24 protein-coding genes are annotated in these 20,244 nt (G+C 68.7%); 15 read left to right on the forward strand and 9 right to left on the reverse strand.

The genetic code is table 11. The features are described 5' to 3' along the window. Nucleotides 1-28 precede the first annotated feature (28 nt). The 3 genes from OG395_RS08680 to OG395_RS08690 all read right to left on the reverse strand — a co-directional run bounded on the left by OG395_RS08680 (nt 29) and on the right by OG395_RS08690 (nt 4,018). The gene (locus OG395_RS08680; protein ID WP_327242357.1) at nt 29-169 is read right to left on the reverse strand and encodes a hypothetical protein; all 141 of its coding nucleotides are present in this window, start codon (nt 167-169) and stop codon (nt 29-31) included. Nucleotides 170-397: 228 nt separating this feature from the next. Beyond that, nucleotides 398-2,182 carry an MOSC and FAD-binding oxidoreductase domain-containing protein gene (locus tag OG395_RS08685; RefSeq protein ID WP_327242358.1) on the reverse strand — a complete coding sequence of 595 codons (1,785 nt, stop codon included), beginning with the start codon at nt 2,180-2,182 and terminating at the stop codon, nt 398-400. Between the two features lie 666 nt (nt 2,183-2,848). After that, complete coding sequence (locus OG395_RS08690) at nt 2,849-4,018, reverse strand: S1 family peptidase (RefSeq protein WP_327242359.1); 1,170 nt, start codon at nt 4,016-4,018, stop codon at nt 2,849-2,851. 298 nt (nt 4,019-4,316) lie between these two features. Between OG395_RS08690 and OG395_RS08695 the strand changes: the two genes are divergently transcribed. Continuing rightward, the gene (locus OG395_RS08695; RefSeq protein WP_327242360.1) at nt 4,317-4,964 is read left to right on the forward strand and encodes an HD domain-containing protein; all 648 of its coding nucleotides are present in this window, start codon (nt 4,317-4,319) and stop codon (nt 4,962-4,964) included. Nucleotides 4,965-5,006: 42 nt separating this feature from the next. On the opposite strand, the gene OG395_RS08700 is transcribed toward OG395_RS08695, so the two are convergent. Together OG395_RS08700 and OG395_RS08705 are read right to left on the reverse strand one after the other, a co-directional pair. Then, nucleotides 5,007-5,273 carry a hypothetical protein gene (locus OG395_RS08700; RefSeq protein ID WP_327242361.1) on the reverse strand — a complete coding sequence of 89 codons (267 nt, stop codon included), beginning with the start codon at nt 5,271-5,273 and terminating at the stop codon, nt 5,007-5,009. A gap of 35 nt (nt 5,274-5,308) precedes the next feature. Beyond that, nucleotides 5,309-5,773: a MarR family winged helix-turn-helix transcriptional regulator gene (locus OG395_RS08705; protein WP_327242362.1), complete on the reverse strand. Its 465-nt coding sequence runs from the start codon at nt 5,771-5,773 to the stop codon at nt 5,309-5,311. A gap of 70 nt (nt 5,774-5,843) precedes the next feature. Between OG395_RS08705 and OG395_RS08710 the strand changes: the two genes are divergently transcribed. Further along, the gene (locus tag OG395_RS08710; protein ID WP_327242363.1) at nt 5,844-6,251 is read left to right on the forward strand and encodes a glyoxalase/bleomycin resistance/extradiol dioxygenase family protein; all 408 of its coding nucleotides are present in this window, start codon (nt 5,844-5,846) and stop codon (nt 6,249-6,251) included. Between the two features lie 65 nt (nt 6,252-6,316). Here the strand turns inward: OG395_RS08710 and OG395_RS08715 are convergent, their stop codons facing one another. Together OG395_RS08715 and OG395_RS08720 are read right to left on the reverse strand one after the other, a co-directional pair. Further along, the gene (locus tag OG395_RS08715; protein ID WP_327242364.1) at nt 6,317-7,363 is read right to left on the reverse strand and encodes a zinc-dependent alcohol dehydrogenase; all 1,047 of its coding nucleotides are present in this window, start codon (nt 7,361-7,363) and stop codon (nt 6,317-6,319) included. A gap of 14 nt (nt 7,364-7,377) precedes the next feature. Next, the gene (locus OG395_RS08720; protein WP_327242365.1) at nt 7,378-7,929 is read right to left on the reverse strand and encodes a glycoside hydrolase family 25 protein; all 552 of its coding nucleotides are present in this window, start codon (nt 7,927-7,929) and stop codon (nt 7,378-7,380) included. Between the two features lie 154 nt (nt 7,930-8,083). Here OG395_RS08720 and OG395_RS08725 point away from each other — a divergent pair, with 154 nt between their 5' ends. The 3 genes from OG395_RS08725 to OG395_RS08735 are packed head-to-tail and all read left to right on the forward strand — an operon-like array spanning nt 8,084 to nt 9,573. Next, a complete protein-coding gene (locus OG395_RS08725; protein WP_327249284.1) occupies nt 8,084-8,779 on the forward strand; it encodes an NADPH-dependent F420 reductase in 696 nt (231 codons plus the stop codon). 39 nt (nt 8,780-8,818) lie between these two features. Then, nucleotides 8,819-9,346: a LysR substrate-binding domain-containing protein gene (locus OG395_RS08730; RefSeq protein ID WP_327242366.1), complete on the forward strand. Its 528-nt coding sequence runs from the start codon at nt 8,819-8,821 to the stop codon at nt 9,344-9,346. 5 nt (nt 9,347-9,351) lie between these two features. Beyond that, a complete protein-coding gene (locus OG395_RS08735) occupies nt 9,352-9,573 on the forward strand; it encodes a hypothetical protein (protein ID WP_327242367.1) in 222 nt (73 codons plus the stop codon). Here OG395_RS08735 and OG395_RS08740 read toward each other — a convergent pair whose 3' ends face one another. Then, nucleotides 9,574-10,938: a radical SAM protein gene (locus OG395_RS08740; RefSeq protein ID WP_327242368.1), complete on the reverse strand. Its 1,365-nt coding sequence runs from the start codon at nt 10,936-10,938 to the stop codon at nt 9,574-9,576. Nucleotides 10,939-11,152: 214 nt separating this feature from the next. On the opposite strand from OG395_RS08740, the gene OG395_RS08745 reads away from it, so the two are divergent. The 4 genes from OG395_RS08745 (at nt 11,153) to OG395_RS08760 (ending at nt 14,864) form a co-directional block, all read left to right on the forward strand. Next, nucleotides 11,153-11,452, forward strand: coding sequence for an FAD-linked oxidase C-terminal domain-containing protein (locus OG395_RS08745; RefSeq protein WP_327242369.1), 300 nt, complete (start codon nt 11,153-11,155; stop codon nt 11,450-11,452). 99 nt (nt 11,453-11,551) lie between these two features. Continuing rightward, nucleotides 11,552-12,013: a hypothetical protein gene (locus tag OG395_RS08750; protein ID WP_327242370.1), complete on the forward strand. Its 462-nt coding sequence runs from the start codon at nt 11,552-11,554 to the stop codon at nt 12,011-12,013. Between the two features lie 194 nt (nt 12,014-12,207). After that, complete coding sequence (locus tag OG395_RS08755; RefSeq protein WP_327242371.1) at nt 12,208-13,476, forward strand: RICIN domain-containing protein; 1,269 nt, start codon at nt 12,208-12,210, stop codon at nt 13,474-13,476. Beyond that, the gene (locus tag OG395_RS08760; RefSeq protein ID WP_327242372.1) at nt 13,473-14,864 is read left to right on the forward strand and encodes an RICIN domain-containing protein; all 1,392 of its coding nucleotides are present in this window, start codon (nt 13,473-13,475) and stop codon (nt 14,862-14,864) included. The genes OG395_RS08755 and OG395_RS08760 overlap by 4 nt, the downstream gene beginning before the upstream one ends. A gap of 275 nt (nt 14,865-15,139) precedes the next feature. Here the strand turns inward: OG395_RS08760 and OG395_RS08765 are convergent, their stop codons facing one another. After that, nucleotides 15,140-16,000 carry an ATP-grasp domain-containing protein gene (locus OG395_RS08765; RefSeq protein WP_327242373.1) on the reverse strand — a complete coding sequence of 287 codons (861 nt, stop codon included), beginning with the start codon at nt 15,998-16,000 and terminating at the stop codon, nt 15,140-15,142. A 133-nt stretch (nt 16,001-16,133) separates the two neighbouring features. Between OG395_RS08765 and OG395_RS08770 the strand changes: the two genes are divergently transcribed. From OG395_RS08770 to OG395_RS08795, 6 genes are all read left to right on the forward strand, one after another. Beyond that, complete coding sequence (locus OG395_RS08770) at nt 16,134-16,619, forward strand: MarR family winged helix-turn-helix transcriptional regulator (RefSeq protein WP_266977863.1); 486 nt, start codon at nt 16,134-16,136, stop codon at nt 16,617-16,619. 91 nt (nt 16,620-16,710) lie between these two features. Then, nucleotides 16,711-18,219: an MFS transporter gene (locus tag OG395_RS08775; protein WP_327242374.1), complete on the forward strand. Its 1,509-nt coding sequence runs from the start codon at nt 16,711-16,713 to the stop codon at nt 18,217-18,219. A 34-nt stretch (nt 18,220-18,253) separates the two neighbouring features. Then, nucleotides 18,254-18,628, forward strand: a complete 375-nt coding sequence (locus OG395_RS08780) for a hypothetical protein (protein ID WP_327242375.1) — start codon at nt 18,254-18,256, stop codon at nt 18,626-18,628. Between the two features lie 199 nt (nt 18,629-18,827). Further along, complete coding sequence (locus OG395_RS08785; RefSeq protein WP_327242376.1) at nt 18,828-19,055, forward strand: hypothetical protein; 228 nt, start codon at nt 18,828-18,830, stop codon at nt 19,053-19,055. A gap of 394 nt (nt 19,056-19,449) precedes the next feature. Further along, on the forward strand, nt 19,450-19,575 hold the full coding sequence (locus OG395_RS08790) for a hypothetical protein (protein ID WP_327242377.1): 126 nt from the start codon (nt 19,450-19,452) through the stop codon (nt 19,573-19,575). Between the two features lie 34 nt (nt 19,576-19,609). After that, a complete protein-coding gene (locus OG395_RS08795; protein WP_327242378.1) occupies nt 19,610-20,014 on the forward strand; it encodes a hypothetical protein in 405 nt (134 codons plus the stop codon). Nucleotides 20,015-20,244: the final 230 nt, after the last annotated feature.

Here is a 20,244-nt window from a genome sequence, read left to right on the forward strand (position 1 = left end):
GCCGTCCTCAGTCGGTCACACCGGCCCGTCACTCCTTGGACGGCGGCTTGCTCCTCATCGGATTCGCACCGGACGCCCCTTCGCGGATACCGTCCCGCACGGCCAGGTGGAGGAAGACCGCTCCTGCCGCCTTCTTGAACGCCCTGCGCCAGTCATCGCCTTCGACCACTGCCCGAGCTGCGCCGAGACCTTGCCCGACTCGCCCACGGGGTGCGGCCGCTGCGACAGTCCCCGGGCGTGTTCGCACGCCGGTTTTGAGCCGCGGACTCCTCAGGGAGGACCCGCGCGCACGGTCAGTACCTGCTGGGGTGCGGGCCGACGTGCCCCACGCTCTGATCGGTGCCGACGGGGCAAGCAGCCCGCAACGATGACGCGACCGCGGCGGCAGGAAAGGGGGTCACAGATCGAGGATGAGATCCGCGGGTGGTTGTGAGCAGCAGATGAGCGCATTGCCCTCGGCCGGCAGGTCGAGGGGGTCGGGAGAGTAGTCGACGCCGCCGGAGACGACTGCCGTTTCGCAGGTGTGACAGACACCGGTGCGGCACGACCACCGCACCGGGACGTCGCATGCCTCGGCCAGTTCCAGGAGTGTGCCGTAGCCGGGGTCCCAGGGAACGGTCAGGCTGCTGCGGGCGAAAGTGACGGCAGGGCCAATGCCCGGTCCGGGCGGATGGGCAGGCAGATGGGGAGCCGGTGCACCGGTCGGAACCACTCCGGGCGTCATCGCGGTCACGGATCCGAAGGTCTCGGTGTGGATCCGCCCAGGGGCCAGGCCGCAGTCCACCAGTGCTTGTGTCATGTCGTCCATGAACGCCACCGGACCGCAGATGTAGGCGTTGGCGTCCCCCGGGATTCCAAGGTCCTCGAGAAGCTGGGCGGTGAGCCGGCCGGTGGCGGTGTAGTCGTCGCCGAGACGGTCGTCGTCGCGCGGGCGGCTGTAGGCGACATGCCATCGGCCGGACGGCAGGCGTGACAGCAGGGTGCGCGCCTCGTCGGCGAAAGGATGCTCTGCGCCGTCCCGAGCTCCGTGCACCCACCACACCGCGCGGGGATCACGGTTGTCGGCCAGCGCATGGAGCATGGCGAGCACCGGGGTGGCCCCGACGCCGGCGGAGAGCAGCACGATGGCTGCCTCATCCTTGTCGAGGGTGAACGTGCCTCGCGGGGCAGCCACATCGAGGACGTCGCCGACTGTGACGTGTCGATGCAAGTAGCTGCTGCCCACGCCATGGGGTTCCTGTTTGACGCTGATCCGGTAGTGAGCGTCCCCCGGGCTCCCGGACAAGGAGTAGCTTCGGACAACTGGTGCGCCCTGCGGGTCGGGGCGCATCCTCACTGTGACGAACTGACCGGGCAGCGCTGGTGGAAGCCGACTGCCGTCGGTGGCGGCGAGAGTGAGGGAAAAGATGCTCCTGTTCTCGGGGGCGATGTGCGTGACCGCCAGAGGACGGAAGCCCGGCCAGGCCGGCGGCGGGCTGCTCGCGGCGGCCGTCAGGCCCGTATTGCCTCCCGTATTGCCTGTTGTCCAGCCCTTCGAGTCGTAGTCGTCCAGGAGCGACTGCATGGACGTCTTCCAGCCGGGGCTGAGCGCGGGAATGCGGAGCGCCCGCTCCACCTGGGAGCGCGAACGCCCGGGTCTGTAGAGCACGGCGTCGATCTCCGCGACGGTCATCGCTTCCGGCCCCGTGGAGACTTTGACGATCTCGTCTCCGGCCTGGACGACCCCCTCGGCCAGGACCTTCAGGTAGAAGCCGGGGCGTCCATGGGCGACCAGCAGGGCGGGCATCTGCGGCTCGTCCATGCGAAGACCTACGCGGTAGCACGTCACCCGGGGCTGTGTGACTTCGAACAACGCGTCTCCGATGCGGTACTGGTCGCCGATGCACACCTCGTCGTCGGGCAGGCCGTCCACGGTGAAGTTCTCACCGAACTGGCCATGAGTGAAATCGTTGCGGTGCAGGTGCTCCTGCCAGTGCCGATAGGAGTCCAACTGATACACCAGCACTGCTCGGTACGGCCCGCCGTGACCGGCGAGGTCACCCTGGCCGTCTCCGTCGATGTTCAGTTTCCTGACCATCCGCGGGCCCGTGACCGGATGCTTCCAGACACCGGTATGCGTCGCTCGGCCCTTCCAGGGAACATCCCGGGGCATCCCGACATTCACCGCGACGAGCGTGGCCATCGGTGCATCTCCCTGGTCGAGCGGACCGCCCCCCCGCTGCCACGCTAATACGCCAACTGTCGATGGCACGTGCAGGACACGTGACACAGTGCCCTGCACGGAGCTTCTTTCCACACAGGTCCGTGCTGCTCATGCGTGGGCCAAGGCTGGCGGGCTCTGCAGGGGAGGTTGCGCAGCAGTCTTTGGAGGAGCTCAGGGTCCTGATTCGCCGAGACCACCAAGACCGGCGTCTGACGAACCATCCCGTCCTGGGCACTGCTCCCCCGCAGGATCACGCAATCGGCGCCGTCAACACATGCTTCTTGGCAGAACGAGCCGGCTCGCACACCGTGAAGGCCCACGAACCACGCGGGTGTCCCTGACCCAACCGGGCGCTGTCACCGGCATCATCCTGCAGGCAGCGCAGGCACGGTCCTGCCAAGCGTCCTTCCTCGCCGTCACCTCGCCAGGACCTCTTCTAAGCCCAGGGGATCCGGACGGTCGGCGTAGAACGCATTCAGCGTCTCGGGGTCGGAAGAGCCTCGTTCTACCGGCATTTCGCCGGCAGTCGACCTGCCGAGCGGGCCGATTCCGCCTGCCGGTGGCCCAGGACGCCCTGAGGGCCTGCCGCGTCCGACTGCGCTTCGATGCACCGGGACGACAGGCCCTCAGGGCGGTCCCGGACGATCAGGCCGTGTGCAGCGTCAGCCCGTACCTGTTCAGGATTTCGTTGATCGGCTGGTGCCAGGTTTCACCGCCACTGTTGCAGTTGCCCCAGCCGCCGGAGGTGACGCCCTGCGCCTGGTCCCCACTGATGAACGAGCCGCCCGAGTCTCCCGGCTCGGCGCACACGCTCGTCTTGGTCATCTGATAGACGGCGCCCTGGCTGTAGTTGACGGTCTCGTTCGTGGCCAGCACGTTCCCGCAGTGCCAGTGGGATGTGGACCCGGAGCGGCAGATCGAGGCACCGATGGGGGCCACCGCCGAACCCCGGACCAGCTGGTCGGAGACCGTACCCCAGCCGAGCACCACCGGGACGGTCCACCAGCCGTTTCCCACGCTCACCCACGCGTAGTCGTCGCCCGGGAAGGAGGATCCCTGGAAGTTGCCGATGTACGAACCGTCCCAGCCGCTCACCCCGGCCCCCGGCCGGCCGCAGTGGCCCGCGGTGACGAAGCCGCCGTACACGGAGAAGCCGATGGAACACCGCACATTGCCCGTGTAATACGGATCGCCGCCGACCGTCCCCGCGGAGAAGGTCTTCGGCGCCTGGGCCGTCCGCCGCACGTGGACGGGTCCGGCCTCACGAGCCCTCTTGACGAACGCGTGGACATCGTTGTCAGCCTCCGCAGAGGCAACGACGTTCACGATGACCCGGCCGGCCTGCGGATCGACGTGCCAGCTTGCGACACCGTCGGGCGCGGAGAGTCTGTCGAGCCGCGCCTTGACCGCGTCGAGCTGCCGGGCGCTGTGGGCCACCAGCCGTACGGCCGCACCCGTCGACCGTACGGCGTCGGCCTTCTTGTCGCTGGTGACAGCCACGGTGAGCCTGCTCGTGGCCGGATCGAACCAGGAACCGCCGTACGACGATCCCGCGGCCTGTCGCGCCTTTCCCTGCAGGGCCATGGCCGTCCTCTCCGCGGCCAGACGCGCCTTGGCCTGGCTCTCGGTCAGACCGAGGTCCTTCTGCATCGCGAGGAGCAGGCCGGTCGACGCCTGTGCCCGGGAGACGGACGCAGGGGCGGAAGAGGCGGAGGGAGCGTCCGCGGCAGAGGCCGGAGCGAGGCCGGCAGTTGCCCAGACACCGAGAAGGAGCAGGGCGGACAGACCGGTGCGTAACACAGTCGTACGTCTCAAGGGAGTGGGCCCTTCTGTTGTTCCGATGTGTGGGGGAGGAACAGCAGCCGTCCGAGAGCTCTCACCTGAGAGCGCTCTCAGCGTGTGCCGCAACGGACTGTAGCCCAGAGTCTCGGTCAGGTCCATGCCAATAGGTGAACCCGTGCCCGCCGTATACGGCGCCCGGATCGCGGCATCAGGGGTCTCCCCCGGGTCCTCGGCGCGCCCTCGGCACGCTGCCCGGGTTGTCGCTCCGCCGGCAAACACGGAAGGTGGAGCCGATGGCTGTCCACTCACAGGAAAGTGCAGGTGAAGAGCAGTGACCATCGCATCGTCCTCCGCAGCCGGTATCCGTGCGCCGGACACCGGAATCGCGCGGGAAGCGGACCAGCTGGTCCGGGACACCACGAGCGAACTCATCTACCACCACTCACGGCGCGTCTTCTGGTTCGGCGCCCTGCAGGGACGCCGTCGCGATCTGAGCTTCGACCCCGAACTCCTCTACATCGGCGCCCTCTTCCACGACCTCGGGCTCGGCAAACGCTTCCACGGGAGCGGCCGGCGGTTCGAGGTCGACAGCGCGGACGAGGCCCGGCGATTCCTCTGGTCGCACCATGTGCCGGAGGACAGCATCCGGCGCGTGTGGACGGCCATTGCGCTGCACACGACGCCTGGCATCCCGCAGTTCATGGAGCCGGAAGTAGCTCTGGTGACGGCCGGGGTCGAATACGACGTGCTCGGTATCGGGTACGAGGACATCTCGGAGGCCGACCGGGCGGAGATTGTCGCCCTGCATCCGCGGCCGGACTTCAAGCGGCGCATTCTCGCTGCGTTCACCGACGGGATCCAGCCGAAACCGGAGACAACGTTCGGCAATGTGAAGGCCGATGTATTGCAGCACTATGTTCCCGGTTTCGAGCGCGGAGACTTCGTCCGTACGATCCTCGACTCCCCCTGGCCGGAGTGAGCGGGCGCAACCGACCGCACCGGGCGGCGCCGCGGTGGCCGTTCAGCCCGCCTGGCCGATCGCAGCCCGGAGCATGGCCACGGTCGTGGCGGCCGCCCGGCGCTCCGTGTCGTCCTCTGTCGTACGCACACGCTCCTCCAGGAGCACAATGGCTGCCTGGAGAACGCCGATGCGCACCGGAACGCTCCGCATTCCTGCCAGTACCGCGGCCGCCTGCTCCGCCGGAGTCACGCTCGCAGCCTGCGGGATGAGGGTGGTGATGCCGCGCCCGAGCGCACGGTCGCGGGGCGGTTGAGCTGCTGTGGTCACCGTAGAAGTCTGCCGCACCGGATCCCGGGATTCGGTCAGCGACTTGGCCGTTGTCCGTCGGCTTCATGGTTGACGTGTGCGTAGACGCGCCTCAACATGTCTTCCAGCTGCGTGCGTTCGTCTTCGGTCAGCGGCGCCAGAAGGTCTTCCTGCACGTTCCGGGTGTCCGACTGGATCTCCGCGAGCACGGATCGACCCGCCGGTGTCGGTGTGACGGTGACGCGGCGCCGATCGCCGGCGTCGCGGGCGCGGTCCACCAGGCCTGCGACCGCGAGATCGTCCACGACCTTCACGATGTCACTGCGGTCGATCGCAAGTCTGGACGCCAACTCCCTTTGCACATGCGGGCCGAAGTCGACGAGCGCGGCAAGTACAGCCATGTGCCACAGTCGCAGGTCACGCTCGGCCAGCCGCTCCGCGACCCGGTTCCTCGCCGCCTTGCCCGTCTTGGACAGCAGGTAGGGCGTGAGTTCCAGAAGGCTGGGCGGTGTCTCGTTCATCGCCCATATCGTAGGGTCGAGCCGAATAATGGGTCCACACCTATTATTTGCGCTCTGGGAGGGCCTTCCGATGGACGCGCTGCACCCTCGCCTGCTGGTCAGCAGGTTCACCGAATGCTTCCGCTTCTACGACGCAGTACTGCCCGGGCTGATCGGGGCGGTCCGGGCGAGCGGCAGGGCGTCCGGACCGTATGCCCACTGGGACGTCGACGGCCAGGGCGTGCTGGTGCTCTTCGACCGCGGGAGCATGGCGGCGATTGCCAGGATGGAAGGTCTGCCCGCCACCCCACCGCCGGCGCAGGACAGCTCGATGTTCGTCTGCCGGGTCACCGATGTCGACACCGGACTGGCCCTGTGCCTGGAACACGGCGCCTCACTGGTCGCCGGTTCCTGCGACCGGCCGGGCTGGGGGCCGAACCTTCGCACCGCCCATGTGCGCGATCCCGAGGGTCATCTGATCGAGCCTCAGTCGTACTGATCAGATGTCACTGATCGACTTCGGTGGCGCAGCCGGACCACCGGGTGGCCTCCAACGGTTTCCCGTCAGCGCAGATCGAAGACCAGGCGCCCCACCACCTTGCCGTTCAGCACCTCGTCGATCGAGGAGTTGATGTCATCCAGACGGCGGACCTCCCGGACGACGCGGGTGCGGCCCAGCAGGTGCAGCCGGAAGACCTCGGCAAGGTCCTCGCGGGTTCCGACGATCGAGCCGACGACCTTCGTGCCGTTCAGCACCGTATCGAACACGGGCAGTTCCCACGTGCCTTCCGCCGGGAGCGCCACGAGGACGAGCGTGCCGCCGCGGCGCAGCGCGCCGTAGGCGGCACCGAACGATTCGTTGCTCACCGCGAGGGAGATGGCCGCGTCGGCGCCTCCGAGCCGCTGTGTCTCTTCGGCAACGTTCTGGACCCGGGCGTCGATGACATGGTCGGCGCCCAGTTCCCGGGCGAGGGCCAACTTCTCGTCGGTGACGTCGACGGCGATGGTCTCCGCCCCGAAGATCCGCGCGTACTGCAGGGCGAGGTGACCGAGACCGCCGATGCCGGAGACGAGAGCGCGGGTGCCCGGGCGTACGCCGGCCAGCTTGACCGCCTTGTACGTGGTGACGCCCGCGCAGGTCAGGGACGCCCCATCAAGCGGGTCGATCCCGTCGGGAACGGGCACCGCATAGCTGCCGTGCGCCAGTGCGTACTCGGTGTGGCTCCCGTCGACGGAATAGCCGCTGTTCTGCTGCTGCAGGCAGAGTGGCTCCCAGCCCGAGACACAATGGTCGCAATGTCCGCACGCCTCGCCGAGCCAGGGGATGGCCGCCCGGTCCCCCACCCTCAGGCGGGAGACGCGGTCACCAGCGGCCTGGACAATGCCGATGCCCTCGTGTCCGGGCACGAACGGCGGACTCGGCTTGACCGGCCAGTCGCCCCGCGCGGCATGAATGTCGGTGTGACACAGCCCGGACGTCTCCATCCGCACCAGAACCTGGTGCCCGGCCGGGGTCGGTACCGGCCGCTCCTCGATGACGAGGGGCTCGGCGAAGCTGCGGACACAGCGCTTGTCCGACGATCGCAGCCCGTCATGGGCGCGACCCGCCATTCAGCAAGCAGCGGTCATGGTCGCGCCCAGATGCGCATGGCGGTGCGTGAGGCGAAGGCGGCCACGTCCTTGTCGTGCGGATGGTTGGCGTACTGATGGATGCGCCAGGTCGCCTTGATACGGGGATGGCCGGCGGTCACGTAGTCGGCGATCCACAGACCGTCGCCGGTGTACGACGTGGTGTCGTAGTTCAGCCAGAAATGCCGGTTGCAGTAGAGCAGAACCCGGTGGTGCGGCCTCAGACGCTTGACCTCGCGGATGAAGCGGTCCTTCTCGGCATTGCTCGCCCACGTTCCGTCGCCGGTCACTTCCCAGTCCACGGCGAGCAGATCGCCCGCCTTCTCCGGAGCCTTGCTCACGAAGTACTCTGCCTGCGCGGTGAGGTTTCCCGGCCACAGGAAGTGATAGAAGCCGACCACGCATTCTGCGTCCCTGGCTCGCTTGACCTGTGCGGACAGGTGCGGGTTGATGTACGAACGGCCCTCGGTGGCCTTGATGAAGACGAAGTCCAGTCCGTCCGTGTCGAAGGACGCCTGATACGAGCTGACATCGACGCCATGCAGCATGGGCACCGCCTTCAAGTGGGCTCTGTGGTTCCGTTTCTCTGTCTGTACGTGCCCGTAGCCGCCGGATCCCATCCGTCCCTCCCCAAGGGGAACGTTCTTCCGACCACCCGGAATAGCTCTCTGCATCGACGAGTTGGTGAAGCGACAAGACCGCATTGCACTTCGCAGGCACCATCGGAAGGTCGGATCCATGAAGATCGGCATCATCGGAGCAGGCAACATCGGCGGCAACCTGACCCGGCGTCTCACCGCGCTCGGCCACGAAGTGTCCGTCGCCAATTCCCGTGGCCCGCAGACGCTCACGGCGCTCGCCGAGGAGACCGGAGCCACCCCGGTCACCGTGGCGGACGCGGCACGAGGGGCGCGCGTCGTCGTCGTCACCATCCCGGTCAAGGCCGTTCCCGGCCTGCCTGCCGGGTTCCTCGACGGGGCAGCGGCGGATGTGGTCGTCGTCGACACCGGCAACTACTACCCGCAGCAGCGCGACGGCCGTATCGCCGCCATCGAGGACGGCCTGCCGGAGAGCAGGTGGACCGAGGAACAGATTGGCAACCCGGTGATCAAGGCGTTCAACGGGACGTATGCGGAGGACATCCTCTCCAAGCCGCTCCCGAAGGGCAGCCCCGGCCGTCAGGCCCTGCCGGTCGCCGGTGACGACCCGGCCGCCAAGCAGACCGTGCGCGACCTCATCGACGAGCTGGGCTTCGACACGGTGGACGCAGGCGGTCTGGACGAGTCGTGGCGCCAGCAGCCGGGCACGCCCGTCTACGGCAACCAGGGCGATGCCGAGACCATCGCGAAGGCGCTGGCCGAGGCGTCCCCGGAGCGTACGGCGCAGTGGCGCGCCTGACGGATCGGCGCGCCGGTCCGTCCATCGGCGACGGGGCGGGTGGCGGTCGGGCTTCCGCCCGGACCGCCCGCCGGACTCGATGTCATCACGGAGGCCCGTCTCACCCCGCGTCAGTCCGAGCGGGTGACAGCCGCCGCCGAACGGCACCGGCGCGGCGAGACGGGCGTCCTGCGGGTGGGGTTCGAGGCGAGCGGGGCGGGCGAGCTGACCACCCGGGCCAGGGCGGAGTTCGCGCGGCGTCACCCGGGCGTACGGGTGGCGCCGAAGCGGTACGACTGGGGCCAGGAGGCCGCTGCGCTGCGCGACGGGCTTACCGATGTCGCCTTTGTCTGGCTGCCCCATGACCAGGCGGGGCTGCATGCCGAGGTCGTGCACTCCGAGCCACGGGTCGTCGGTCTCCCGTCCGGGCATCCGCTCGTCGGCCGCTCCGGTGTCTCCGTACTCGATGTCCGCGACGAGCCGCTGATGTGGACGGAGCGGGCGCCTCGCGAGTGGGTGGACGGTGGGCGGTCAACCCCAGGCCGGACGGGTCGAGCCCGCACTGGGGCCCGACCAACGACAATGTAGAGGAGATGCTGGAGCAGGTCGCGGAGGGGTCAGCGATCTGCTTCGCACCCTCCGGCATGGCGCAGTACTACGCGCGGCCGGATCTCTCGTGGGTCCCGCTGACGGATGCGGAGCCGCTGCGGACCGTGCTCGCCCGGGTGGACGGCGCGGACAACGCCCTGGTGCGGGGCTTCGCCGAGGTCGTACGTGAACTCGCTTCCGCAGCGGGGGCGTTGTCCGACGAGTGACTACCGTGCATCGTCCGGTGCGGCCGGGAGGCTGTCCATGAACGAGCTGACGGAGAACACGGCGCGACCGGGTCCGGGCGGGCCGTATCCGGGCGGCGAGCTGAGCCCGTACTCCTTCATGGTCGAGCGGTACGCGTCCAGCAGCCGGATGTGGTACTCCAGTGGCGCACCGTCCGGGTTGGTCTTTCCCAGCGGCGTGGTGGGCTCCGGACACCAGGTGGTGAAGCGCGGGGTGATGCCGTGCGACATGAAGAACCGCAGGCCCTCGGTGGTCGATTCGATGGCCTCGTCAACGGTCGTGAAACCGAACGGCTCGGCCATCTCCACGCCCGCCACGAAGTTGGGAATGACGTTGCGGGCGCCGAAGACCTCGGCGGAGTCCAGGATCCGGCGGTGCCACTCCTCGCGGCCCACGTAGCGCTCCTTGCCGGGGCAGTACAGCTCGAACAGTCGGCGGTCCCACACTTCGTAGTTGGGGTGGTAGATCCGGACGCCGTAGTCGTGGAATCGCTGGACATCGGCTTTCGGCAGTGCCTGCGCGACAACCTTGCCGATCCAGCGGCCGGGAAAGGCGTCCTCGATCGCCTTGGCATACTGCCCGTAGAAGTCGGCTTCGTCGCGCCCGCCGATGTGGGAGGTGATGGCGCCGCCGGTCAGGGTGTAGGCGGTGGAGGTCTTCGCGGTGTCGTAGCGGTCGATGATGGCGAGTGCTTCCAGCACCTCCTCGACCGGCTTGACCCCGGTGTAGGGGCGTCCCGCCGCCTTGTGCTGACGCCAGTTGTGGTTGATGTCGCAGTACTGGCACTCCTCCTTGGCACCGAAGTACTGACAGACGCGGAAGACCGTCAGATAGACGAGGTAGCCCCACTGGATGGTGGGCGCGACCTCCATCACCGACTTGCCGTTGGTGAGCGTGTGCCGGTAGTAGTCCGGCATCGGCGGCAGGCCCACGTCCGAGATCCGCCTGCCGTCCAGGTACAGCCCCAGGACGCCGTCCTCGTCGGCCGCGACACGGTAGGGCGACGCCGGGTTCACTCGTACCGAAACAACCGTGCGGCGCAGCTCGTACGGGCCTCCGGTGAGCACGATCTCCTCCGGCGGGCGTCGCAGTGCGGCCGCTCCCAGCTCCGGCAGGGTGCCGTGGTCGAAGGAGAAGATGAAGTAGGACTTCGGCTTGACGTCGCCGTCCTCGTTGTCACTGAGCGCGGACTCGTCGAACGCCAGTCCGCCACGGAGCAGGTCCTCCTTGATGACGGCTTCCCGCGGCACGTGCGGGAACCGTTCCATGAGCCGCTCGATCAGGTGGGTGCGGCTCGTGGCGGTGCGGCTGGGGTCGTTGCGGCCGGTGTCGGTACGGCTGGACATGTACAGGGCTCCTCGGTCCGGTCGTCGAATGTTCTTCCGGGTACGCCACACTGTGCAACGAACCACGGACGTGATCCGTTCGCGACGCCCGTCCCAACCCTGCATTGGATCCTCTGGTGTACGGATTGCGTGGAGGGTCAAGGCCATCGAGACCCGGCACCCCGATGCGCGGAGGCCGCCGGCTCTCCCGTGCAGGCCGGATGCCGTCCGCGTGATGATGGCCATTGAATCGTTCTGGGAGGTGGCCACCGACGTGGCGAACACAGTCGACAGCATCCCGGCCCGGCGGGTGCTCACCGATCCGGCCGGGCTCGTCAGGTACCAGCACGACGAGGCCGAGTGGGCTCCGTACGGAACGCCTCGGGCGGTGGTGCGGGCACAGACCACCAACGAGGTAGGGGAGCTGGGGCCCGCGGTGCTCGGCATGCATCACGCGGTGAAGGCGGCGCTGGATCCGCACGGGATCCTGAACCCCGGAAAGGTTCTCGACGCCGGGCCGGGCGTTTCGGCGTAGCTCCTGGATGTCGTCGCCGGTCGGACGGGTGGGTCGGGGGCCCTTGTCAGTGGGGCGACGCACACTGGCAGGAGTGCGGGACAGGTAAAGGGGACGCGGATGGGCAGCGAGGACGACACCGGCTTCGAACCGGCCACCGGGGATGGCCCTTTGGCCCCGGGGCCGGCTGAGAAGCGTGCCGCGTCGGTGCGGACGGCGTGGGAGGGGCTGCTGCAGATCCGGCGACTGACCAACACCGGGTGGGCGGACCCGGAGACCGTACCGGCTCAGTGGGAGCTGCATCGGACGGTGCGGGCGGTCGCGCTGGCGCTGGAGGCGGCCGGTGTGCCCGCATCGGCCGTTGATGCGTCCGGGCAGCGGGTCGCTACCGGGTACCGCGTACAGGAGGGCGGGACGCCCGGCACCGTACGGGTCGAGTGGCTCGGTCCGCCCGGCAGCGGGGCTGCGCACGAGGAGGATACGGAACTGACGCGGTGCGCGGCCGCGCTGGGGCAGCTGGGCTGGACGGCGCTGCTGTACCGGGGGCCGCGACGCCGACGGTTCCTGGAGGTCGAGCCCTGAAGGTTCACACGTTCAAGACCTGAACGCGCAGTGGTACAGAATCCCGCAACACAAGGTCTGCACCAACTCCTTGACGCCCTCTCATGCCATCACTTAAATCAAGAAGTGAATTAAGAAGCGGTGTCGAGTCCTCTCCCGGGCGTCGACCCACCGTGCAATCTGTCATGTACATGCCCCCCATGAAGAGTGATGTGATGACTGTGAGAACCCCCAGACGGCGCCGGATGGCGCTGTACGTCGTGGCTCTGCTCTGCTGCTCAGGTGCGGTGACCGCAGCCCCCGCCGGCGCCGCGCCCGCACCCGAGCCACGCGTCGTCGCCGCCGCGACAACGTTCTCCGACGACTTCAACGGTCCGGCCGGAGCGGCGGTCGACGGAAGCAAGTGGCAGACCGAGACCGGCGACAACGTCAACAACCACGAGCGCCAGTACTACACGGCGGGCAACAGCAACGCCGCCCTCGACGGCCAGGGCAATCTCGTCATCACCGCCCGCAAGGACAATCCGGGCAACTACCAGTGCTGGTACGGCCGGTGCGAGTACACCTCGGCCCGGCTGAACACGGCCGGCAAGTTCACCTCGACGTACGGGCACGTCGAGACCAGGATGAAGATCCCGCGCGGTCAGGGCATGTGGCCCGCGTTCTGGATGCTCGGCGACAACATCGGCAGCGTGGGCTGGCCCAACAGCGGCGAGATCGACATCATGGAGAACGTCGGCTTCGAACCCGGCACGGTCCACGGCACCATCCACGGCCCCGGTTACTCCGGCTCCGGCGGCATCGGGGCCGGCTACGCCCTGCCCGGCGGCCAGGCGTTCGCCGACGCCTTCCACACCTTCGCGGTGGACTGGGCACCCGACTCGATCACCTGGTCCGTTGACGGCACCGTCTACCAGCGGCGCACGCCTGCGGATCTCGGTGGGAAGAGCTGGGTGTTCAACAAGCCGTTCTTCATCATCATGAATCTCGCGGTCGGCGGCTACTGGCCCGGCGACCCCGACGGCAGCACCACCTTCCCGCAGCAGCTCGTCGTCGACTACGTGCACGTCACCACCAGTGACAGCGGATCCGGCGGTACGGGCGGCACCATCACGGGGCTGGGTGGCAAGTGCGTGGACGTGGCGGGCGCCTCCACCGCCAACGGGACAGCGGTCCAGCTCTACGACTGCAACGGAACCGCCGCCCAGAAGTGGACCGTCGGCTCCGACGGGACGATCCGCGCCCTCGGCAAGTGCCTCGACGTCAAGGGCAACAGCACGGCCGACGGAGCCCAGCTCCAGCTCTGGGACTGCACCGGCGGAGGCAATCAGCGCTGGGGTGTGTCCGGTGCCCGGGACATCGTGAACGTCCAGGCCGACAAATGCATGGACGCCACCGGCAACACCTCCGCCAACGGCACCCGGCTCCAGATCTGGACCTGCGCCGGAACCGCCAACCAGAAGTGGACGGTGAACGCCGCATGAGCCCCCTCCCCGGCTCACGCCGCCGCCTCGGGCCGCTCGCCCTGCCGGCAGCGCTCCTCCTCGCCGCCGGAGCCTCGCTCGCCACCCAGCCCGCCGCCAGTGCCGCGACCACCGGCACCGGATCGATCACCGGGCTGGGCGGCAAGTGCGTGGACGTGGCGGGCGCCTCCACCGCCAACGGGACAGCGGTCCAGCTCTACGACTGCAACGGAACCACGGCCCAGAAGTGGACCGTCGGCTCCGACGGGACGATCCGCGCCCTCGGCAAGTGCCTCGACGCCAAGGACAACGGCACCGCCGACGGCACTCAGCTCCAGCTGTGGGACTGCACCGGCGGAACCAATCAGCGGTGGTCCGTATCCGCGGCCCACGACATCGTGAACACCCAGGCCGACAAGTGCATGGACGTCACCGGCAACACCTCCGCCAACGGCACCCGGCTCCAGATCTGGACCTGCACGGGCGCCGCCAACCAGAAGTGGACCGCCCCCTCGGAGGGCGGCAACCCCGGCCCAGGCGGCACGATGGCGGTCGCCCCGTACCTGTACAACGGGTGGGGCAGCCCGCCCAGCCCGACCACCGTCATGAACGCAACCGGGGTCAAGTGGTTCACCTTGGCGTTCGTGCTCAGTAACGGCTACTGCAACCCCCAGTGGGACGGCGGGCGGGTGCTGACCGGCGGCGTCGACCAGCAGACCATCAACACCGTGCGAGGCGCGGGTGGGGATGTCATCCCGTCCTTCGGCGGCTGGAGCGGCAACAAGCTGGAGAGTTCCTGCTCCAGCGCGAGTGAGCTCGCCGCCGCGTATCAGAAGGTCATCAACGCGTACGGTCTCAAAGCGATCGACATCGACATCGAAGCGGAGGCATACAGCAGCGCCACGGTCCAGCAGCGGACGGTCGACGCGCTGAAGACCATCAAGGCCAACAACCCGGGCATCAAGGTGTACGTCACCTTCGGCACCGGCCAGAACGGGCCCGACACCTCCCTGATCAACCGGGCCGCCGCCGCGGGGCTGACCGTCGACAGCTGGACGATCATGCCCTTCGACTTCGGCGGTGCCGGACAGAACATGGGGACCCTCACCACACGGGCCGCCGAAGGCCTGAAGAACGCGGTGAAGAGCGCGTACGGATACAGCGACGACCAGACCTACCGGTCGATCGGCATCTCGTCGATGAACGGCATCACCGACGACAACGAGACGGTGACCGTCGACGACTTCCGCACCATCCTCGCGTACGCCCAGCAGCACCATCTGGCCCGGCTCACCTTCTGGTCGGTCAACCGTGACCGGCCCTGCGCGGGCGGCGGAGCGGATACCTGTTCCGGCATCAGTCAGCAGGCGTGGGACTACACGCGGGTGTTCGCCCAGTACACCGGATGATCTGACGCGCCCGGCCGGCTGCTCGTCGGCAATGCCGTGAAGGGGGCACGCAACCGCTCGTCGACCTGGTGGTGCGCACCGGACCGGCGGGCGGTTCCGCGACTCCGGTGATTCCGTCGCCACCGGGCCACAACGGGCCTCCGCTCGCCTCATTCCCCTACCAAGACCTCGTACGTCTGCCTGCCCTGCCGGTCCTCGTACAAGCAACCCCTTGGCTGCTGCTGCGGCACCTGCCACCGTCTGCGCACCATGAGCGAGGTGTGCGTGCGGTTGGCCTACGCACGCACCGCCGGGGAGCCGTTCGCCCGCGCGCTGGTCCGCCCGGAGCTGCCCTGACCTGCCGGGACCTCCGGCAGGGACCGGGCGAAGCGCAGGTCCGGCGGGGCCGCTTCGGCGGCCGGTCCGGCCGCGCGGAGCACCACGTCAAGCACGCGTTCCGGATCGCAGGCGTAACCGCCGCTCGCCCAGGCCGGGTTCGCCTCCACGGCTGCCCAACCACCGCCGTCGAGCAGGCCGACGTCCACCACGGCGGCCGAAGGCAGCGAGCCCGCGGCCTCCGTGAGCAGCGCGGCGGCGAACGCACGGACCTCGGTGTCGAACCGGTCCTCCGCCAGTGGCGCCGGATCGAGCGTGGCGCCCACGGAGTAGCGGCTGCCGGTGTGCACGGCACCGTCCAGCACGAAGAGGCGGTACTCACGGGCGAAGCAGACGATGTCGCTCACGAGCACCGGCAGGTCGTCGTCGAACGCGTCAGGGCCGGGCAGCCGGGAACCGTCGGGGTAGATGCGGGCCGGAAAGAACTTGTCGGTCGGCGGCTTGACGAAGGCCGGTCGGCGCAGTTCCCGCGCCTCATCCAGGGTGACCGCCTCGACCCGGCGGCCGGTCAGGCCGGTCGGCAGGCGGGCCAGCCAGTCCGCCGGAGGCTCCAGCGGGACGATGTCCAGCTCACCGGCCACCCTGTCGGCAAGCAGCGGCCCGCCGTACAGATGCGCCCGCTCGGCGCCCTGCGCCTCGGCCGGCAGCGCCCAGCCGTCCGCGGTCAGTACGCGCAGTCCCCGGCCGGCAGCGGTCTCGGCGAGGCGGCGTCCGGTCCCGCTGGTGCGCGGCGCAAGGAGTACGACACGGTCGATGGTCATGGCGCCCCATGGTGCCCTCGCCGACGGTTGTTCGGGTACCGGTTTTCCTCCGCTCGCCGTCGCCTGGGCGATGCCGCATAGGCCTACTTCCGGATAATCCGCCACGGACCGAATCGCGGTTACCCTGGCAGACATGACCGCCATGTCACCCACCCGCACCGAACCGGACCTCTCCTTCCTTCTGGACCACACCAGTCACGTCCTGCGGACTCAGATGTCGGCTGCGCTCGCCGAGATCGGACTCACGGCGCGCATGCACTGCGTCCTGGTCCACGCGCTGGAGGAGGAGCGGACCCAGATCCAGCTCGCCGAGATCGGCGACATGGACAAGACCACGATGGTCGTGACGGTCGACGCCCTGGAGCAGGCCGGTCTCGCCGAGCGCCGCCCCTCCAGCAAGGACCGTCGCGCCCGGATCATCGCTGTGACCGAGAAGGGCGCCAAGGTCGCCGAGCAGAGCCAGCAGATCGTCGACGGTGTGCACGAGCGAGCGCTCACCGCCCTCCCCCAGGACGAACGCGACATGCTGCTGCGCGCGCTGAAGCACCTGGTCGACGGGCACCTGGCCACTCCGTCCGAGAGTCCGCAGACGGTCCGGCGGGCACGCCAGCGAGGGTAACGGGACGCAGAGATAGGCCCGAAAGAAATCGTCTATAACAAAATCATCTGCTAACGTCTCTCCTGTCGCCTCATTCGACAGGAGAGACCGCATGTCCGCTCCTTCCGCTCCTTCCGCTTCCGCCACTCCTGCTGATCGCCCGGCGCCGTCCACGGCCCCCGCTCCCACAGCCCGCTCCCGCCGGCTGGCACTCGGGGTGATCGCCACGGGGATGCTGATGATCGTCCTCGACGGCTCCATCGTGACCGTAGCCATGCCGACCATCCAGAACGACCTGGGGTTCACGCCTGTCGGGTTGAGCTGGGTCGTCAACGCCTACCTGATCGCATTCGGCAGCCTGCTGCTTCTCGCAGGCAGGCTCGGCGATCTGCTCGGCCGCAAGCGCATGTTCCTTGCCGGCACCGCTCTGTTCACCGCCGCGTCTCTGCTGGCGGGTGTGGCCACCACGCCCGCGATGCTGATCGCCACCCGGTTCCTGCAGGGCGTCGGCAGCGCGATGGCGTCCGCCGTCGGCCTGGGCATCCTCGTGACGCTCTTCACCGAGCCCCGCGAACGCGCCCGCGCGATAGCCGTGTTCAGCTTCACCGGTGCGGCAGGAGCGTCGATCGGCCAGGTGCTCGGCGGCGTCCTCACCGATGCGCTCAGCTGGCACTGGATCTTCTTCATCAATCTGCCGATCGGCCTCGCGGCGCTCGTCATCGCCATGCCTGTCCTGCCCGCCGACCGCGGCCTCGGCCTCCGGGCCGGCGCGGACGTCACCGGCGCGCTCCTGGTCACCGCAGGGCTGATGGTGGGCATCTACACCGTCGTCCAGGTCGAGAAGTACGGCTGGACCTCGGCGCACACGCTGGGGCCGGGCGCCGTCGCCGCCGTCCTGCTCGGCGCATTCGTCGCTCGCCAGGCCACTGCCGGAACCCCGCTCATGCCGCTGCGCATCCTGCGATCGCGTACGGTCGCGGGAGCCAATCTCGTCCAACTGCTCATGGTCGCGGCGCTGTTCTCCTTCCAGATCCTGGTCGCCCTGTACCTGCAGAAGGTCCTCGGATACGGATCCGCGCGGACGGGACTCGCGATGCTTCCGGCAGCCGTGGCGATCGGCGCGGTGTCCCTGGGGGTCTCGGCCCGCCTCAATGCGCGCTTCGGCGAACGCCGGGTCCTGCTGACCGGGCTCGTCATGCTGGTCGGGGTCCTCGGACTGCTCGCCCGCGTGCCCGTACACGCGCACTACCTCACCGATCTGCTCCCGGTGATGCTGCTCGGGGCCGGTTTCGGCCTCGCCCTCCCCGCGCTGACCACGCTCGGCATGTCCGATGCGAAGGCCGACGACGCCGGGCTCGCGTCCGGGCTGTTCAACACCACCCAGCAGATCGGTATGGCGGTGGGCGTCGCCCTGCTCTCCACGCTGGCGGCCTCCCGCACCGAGGGACTGCTCACGAACGGAGCGAGCCGGGCCACGGCGCTGACGGGCGGCTACCACCTGGCCTTCACCGTAGGCGCGGGCTTCCTCGTCGCCGCGTTCGTCGTCGCCTACACGGTGCTGCGCCCGGTGCGGCCGAACTCCCTCCCCGCGTCGCCACGGAGCAGCACTCGAAACCTCTGAACGTCGGACCGTCACTCCCGCGAAAGGCACCCCCATGTGCGCGAACACGGAACGGACGAGCAAAAAGGACGAGCAGCAGCCGGGTATCGGCCCGCGCCCCCGCACATTCACCGATGACGAGCTGTCACGGTTCCTGAGCGTGCAGCAGTTCGGAGCGCTCTCCTTCGTCGGACGCAGCAGCGACCCACATCTGTCCACGGCGCTGTACCCGTGGAACCCCGACGAGCACGTCGTACGGATCTCCGCCACCACCCATCGCCTCACGGTGTGCCGGCCGCGGAACGCACCGCAGGCCGCCCTGCAGGCCCAGCGGCCGGACATCTCCACGTTCGCCGTCGCCGAGGGCGATGCGGAGATCTCGGCGGTGACGGCGGTACTCAGGCGCGGGCCGGTCGTGGACTCGCCATGACACCCGGGTTCGAGGGATTCCGTTGAGGAGACTGCATTCCTCGAACAGATCGGGGCGGACCGGCACGTGGTGATCCGGACCCGCGTGTCGCGTCTCTACGGAACGGCCCTGGACATCCCCGTCACGGATTCCTGAGCAGCGTTGTCAGACCCATGAGAGATGCTTGGTGGTCCGACACCTCTGACCAGGAGATGCTGAGATGCGCAATGACGAACTCGTCGCGGCCCAGGCGTACGTCCGGCTGCTGGAGGCCGCACGGGCCGCCCTCGCGGACCCGGACGAGGCGCCGTTGTACCTGCCTCTGCTCGCCTCGCCCATGGCGGAGGCCGACGGCGCGCTTCAACGTGCAGGGCTCTGCGGCAATGAGGCCCGGTTCTTCGACCTCGTGGGGACCCTGCAGCCGAGCATGTCCAGCAGCGGTCGCTGAGCAGCACGGAACATTGCATACCGTGCAGCGTGGCGGCCCGGGCCGCGGTGCCCGCGGGCAGGCTGGGGCAGCGCGGCGGAATGCCGGTGACACGGTGGTGGTGCCGCCCCTACGGTGGCTGCCATGACTGCAGCTCCACGGAGGCTCGCACTCGCCCGCCCGGTTCGGGCCATAAAGGTGTATTCACGCCCGACGACCGGCGCCTGGGTGCCAACGTTCGAAAGTGTGGAGCCGGACTTCGAGCCGCTGCCGCAGGGATCGGTCCCGTTCTGCGAGCTCGCCTGCACAGCAGAGCCGGAACCGGCGGCGGAGCACGAAGAGGCTCTCGTCCGGGGCGTGATGCGGGAGCCTGCCGCGGAGATGGTCCTGACCCGAAGGCCCGTATGCCCAGGTCGTGGTGCGCGCCCTCTCGTGGCACTGGACCGATACGGGCGCCCTCACGATGCGGGCGGTGCTGCGCCGCGTGGCGCAGGACCGTGAGCACCTGCTGATCGAGGAAGGGGTCAGACTGTTCTTCTGACCGCAGACACGACTACAAGGACGGCGGTCCGCCGATGGTTCGAAGCAGCAGGAGCGCCCGGCGTCTCGTGGTGAACGACGAGACGTTCCTCTGGTCGGTCGATCATGACCACGATGTCGAGGAAGGCATATATCGCAACTGCCGCGAGATCCTCACGATCCGGCGCTACCGCGCACGCGGGAGGCTTCTGATCGTGTTCCAGGAGGGCGCCGGCCGACTGGTCCCCGACGGCTTTCTCCCATCGGGAGCCGTCGGCACCGCGCAGGGCCGCTGGTTGAACCTGCACAAGCCCGGAACCGTCAGGGCCCTGCTCGACGAGGCGGTGTCCGGCGGGTGGCACCCGGACACCCCCTCGACCGAGCAGCTCGACGGCTGGGATCTCTTCGATGCGGTGGCCGGTCGCCGGGGCGCGGGGCCGCCCGAGCTCCCTCTCGCGTGATGAATTGTTTCAAGTCGTGAAGAAAACCAGATGAGTTGCTTGACCAATCAACGGCTCCATACCTGGCGTACCCAGCCTCAATGGCCACCGGCCGCTGGACGACTCTGCTTGCGGGTTCCGTAGGGCGAGCGGGCACCACGAGCTCCGAAGCGAAGTGAGCCGGCAGCGCACCGGGGCGCTGCCGGCTCGGCCGCTTGTGTCGGGGCGCCGCCCCGTCCGTGAGTCGCGCC

The sequence above is a fragment of the Streptomyces sp. NBC_01320 genome (assembly GCF_035974375.1).
GTDB lineage: Bacteria > Actinomycetota > Actinomycetes > Streptomycetales > Streptomycetaceae > Streptomyces > Streptomyces yanii.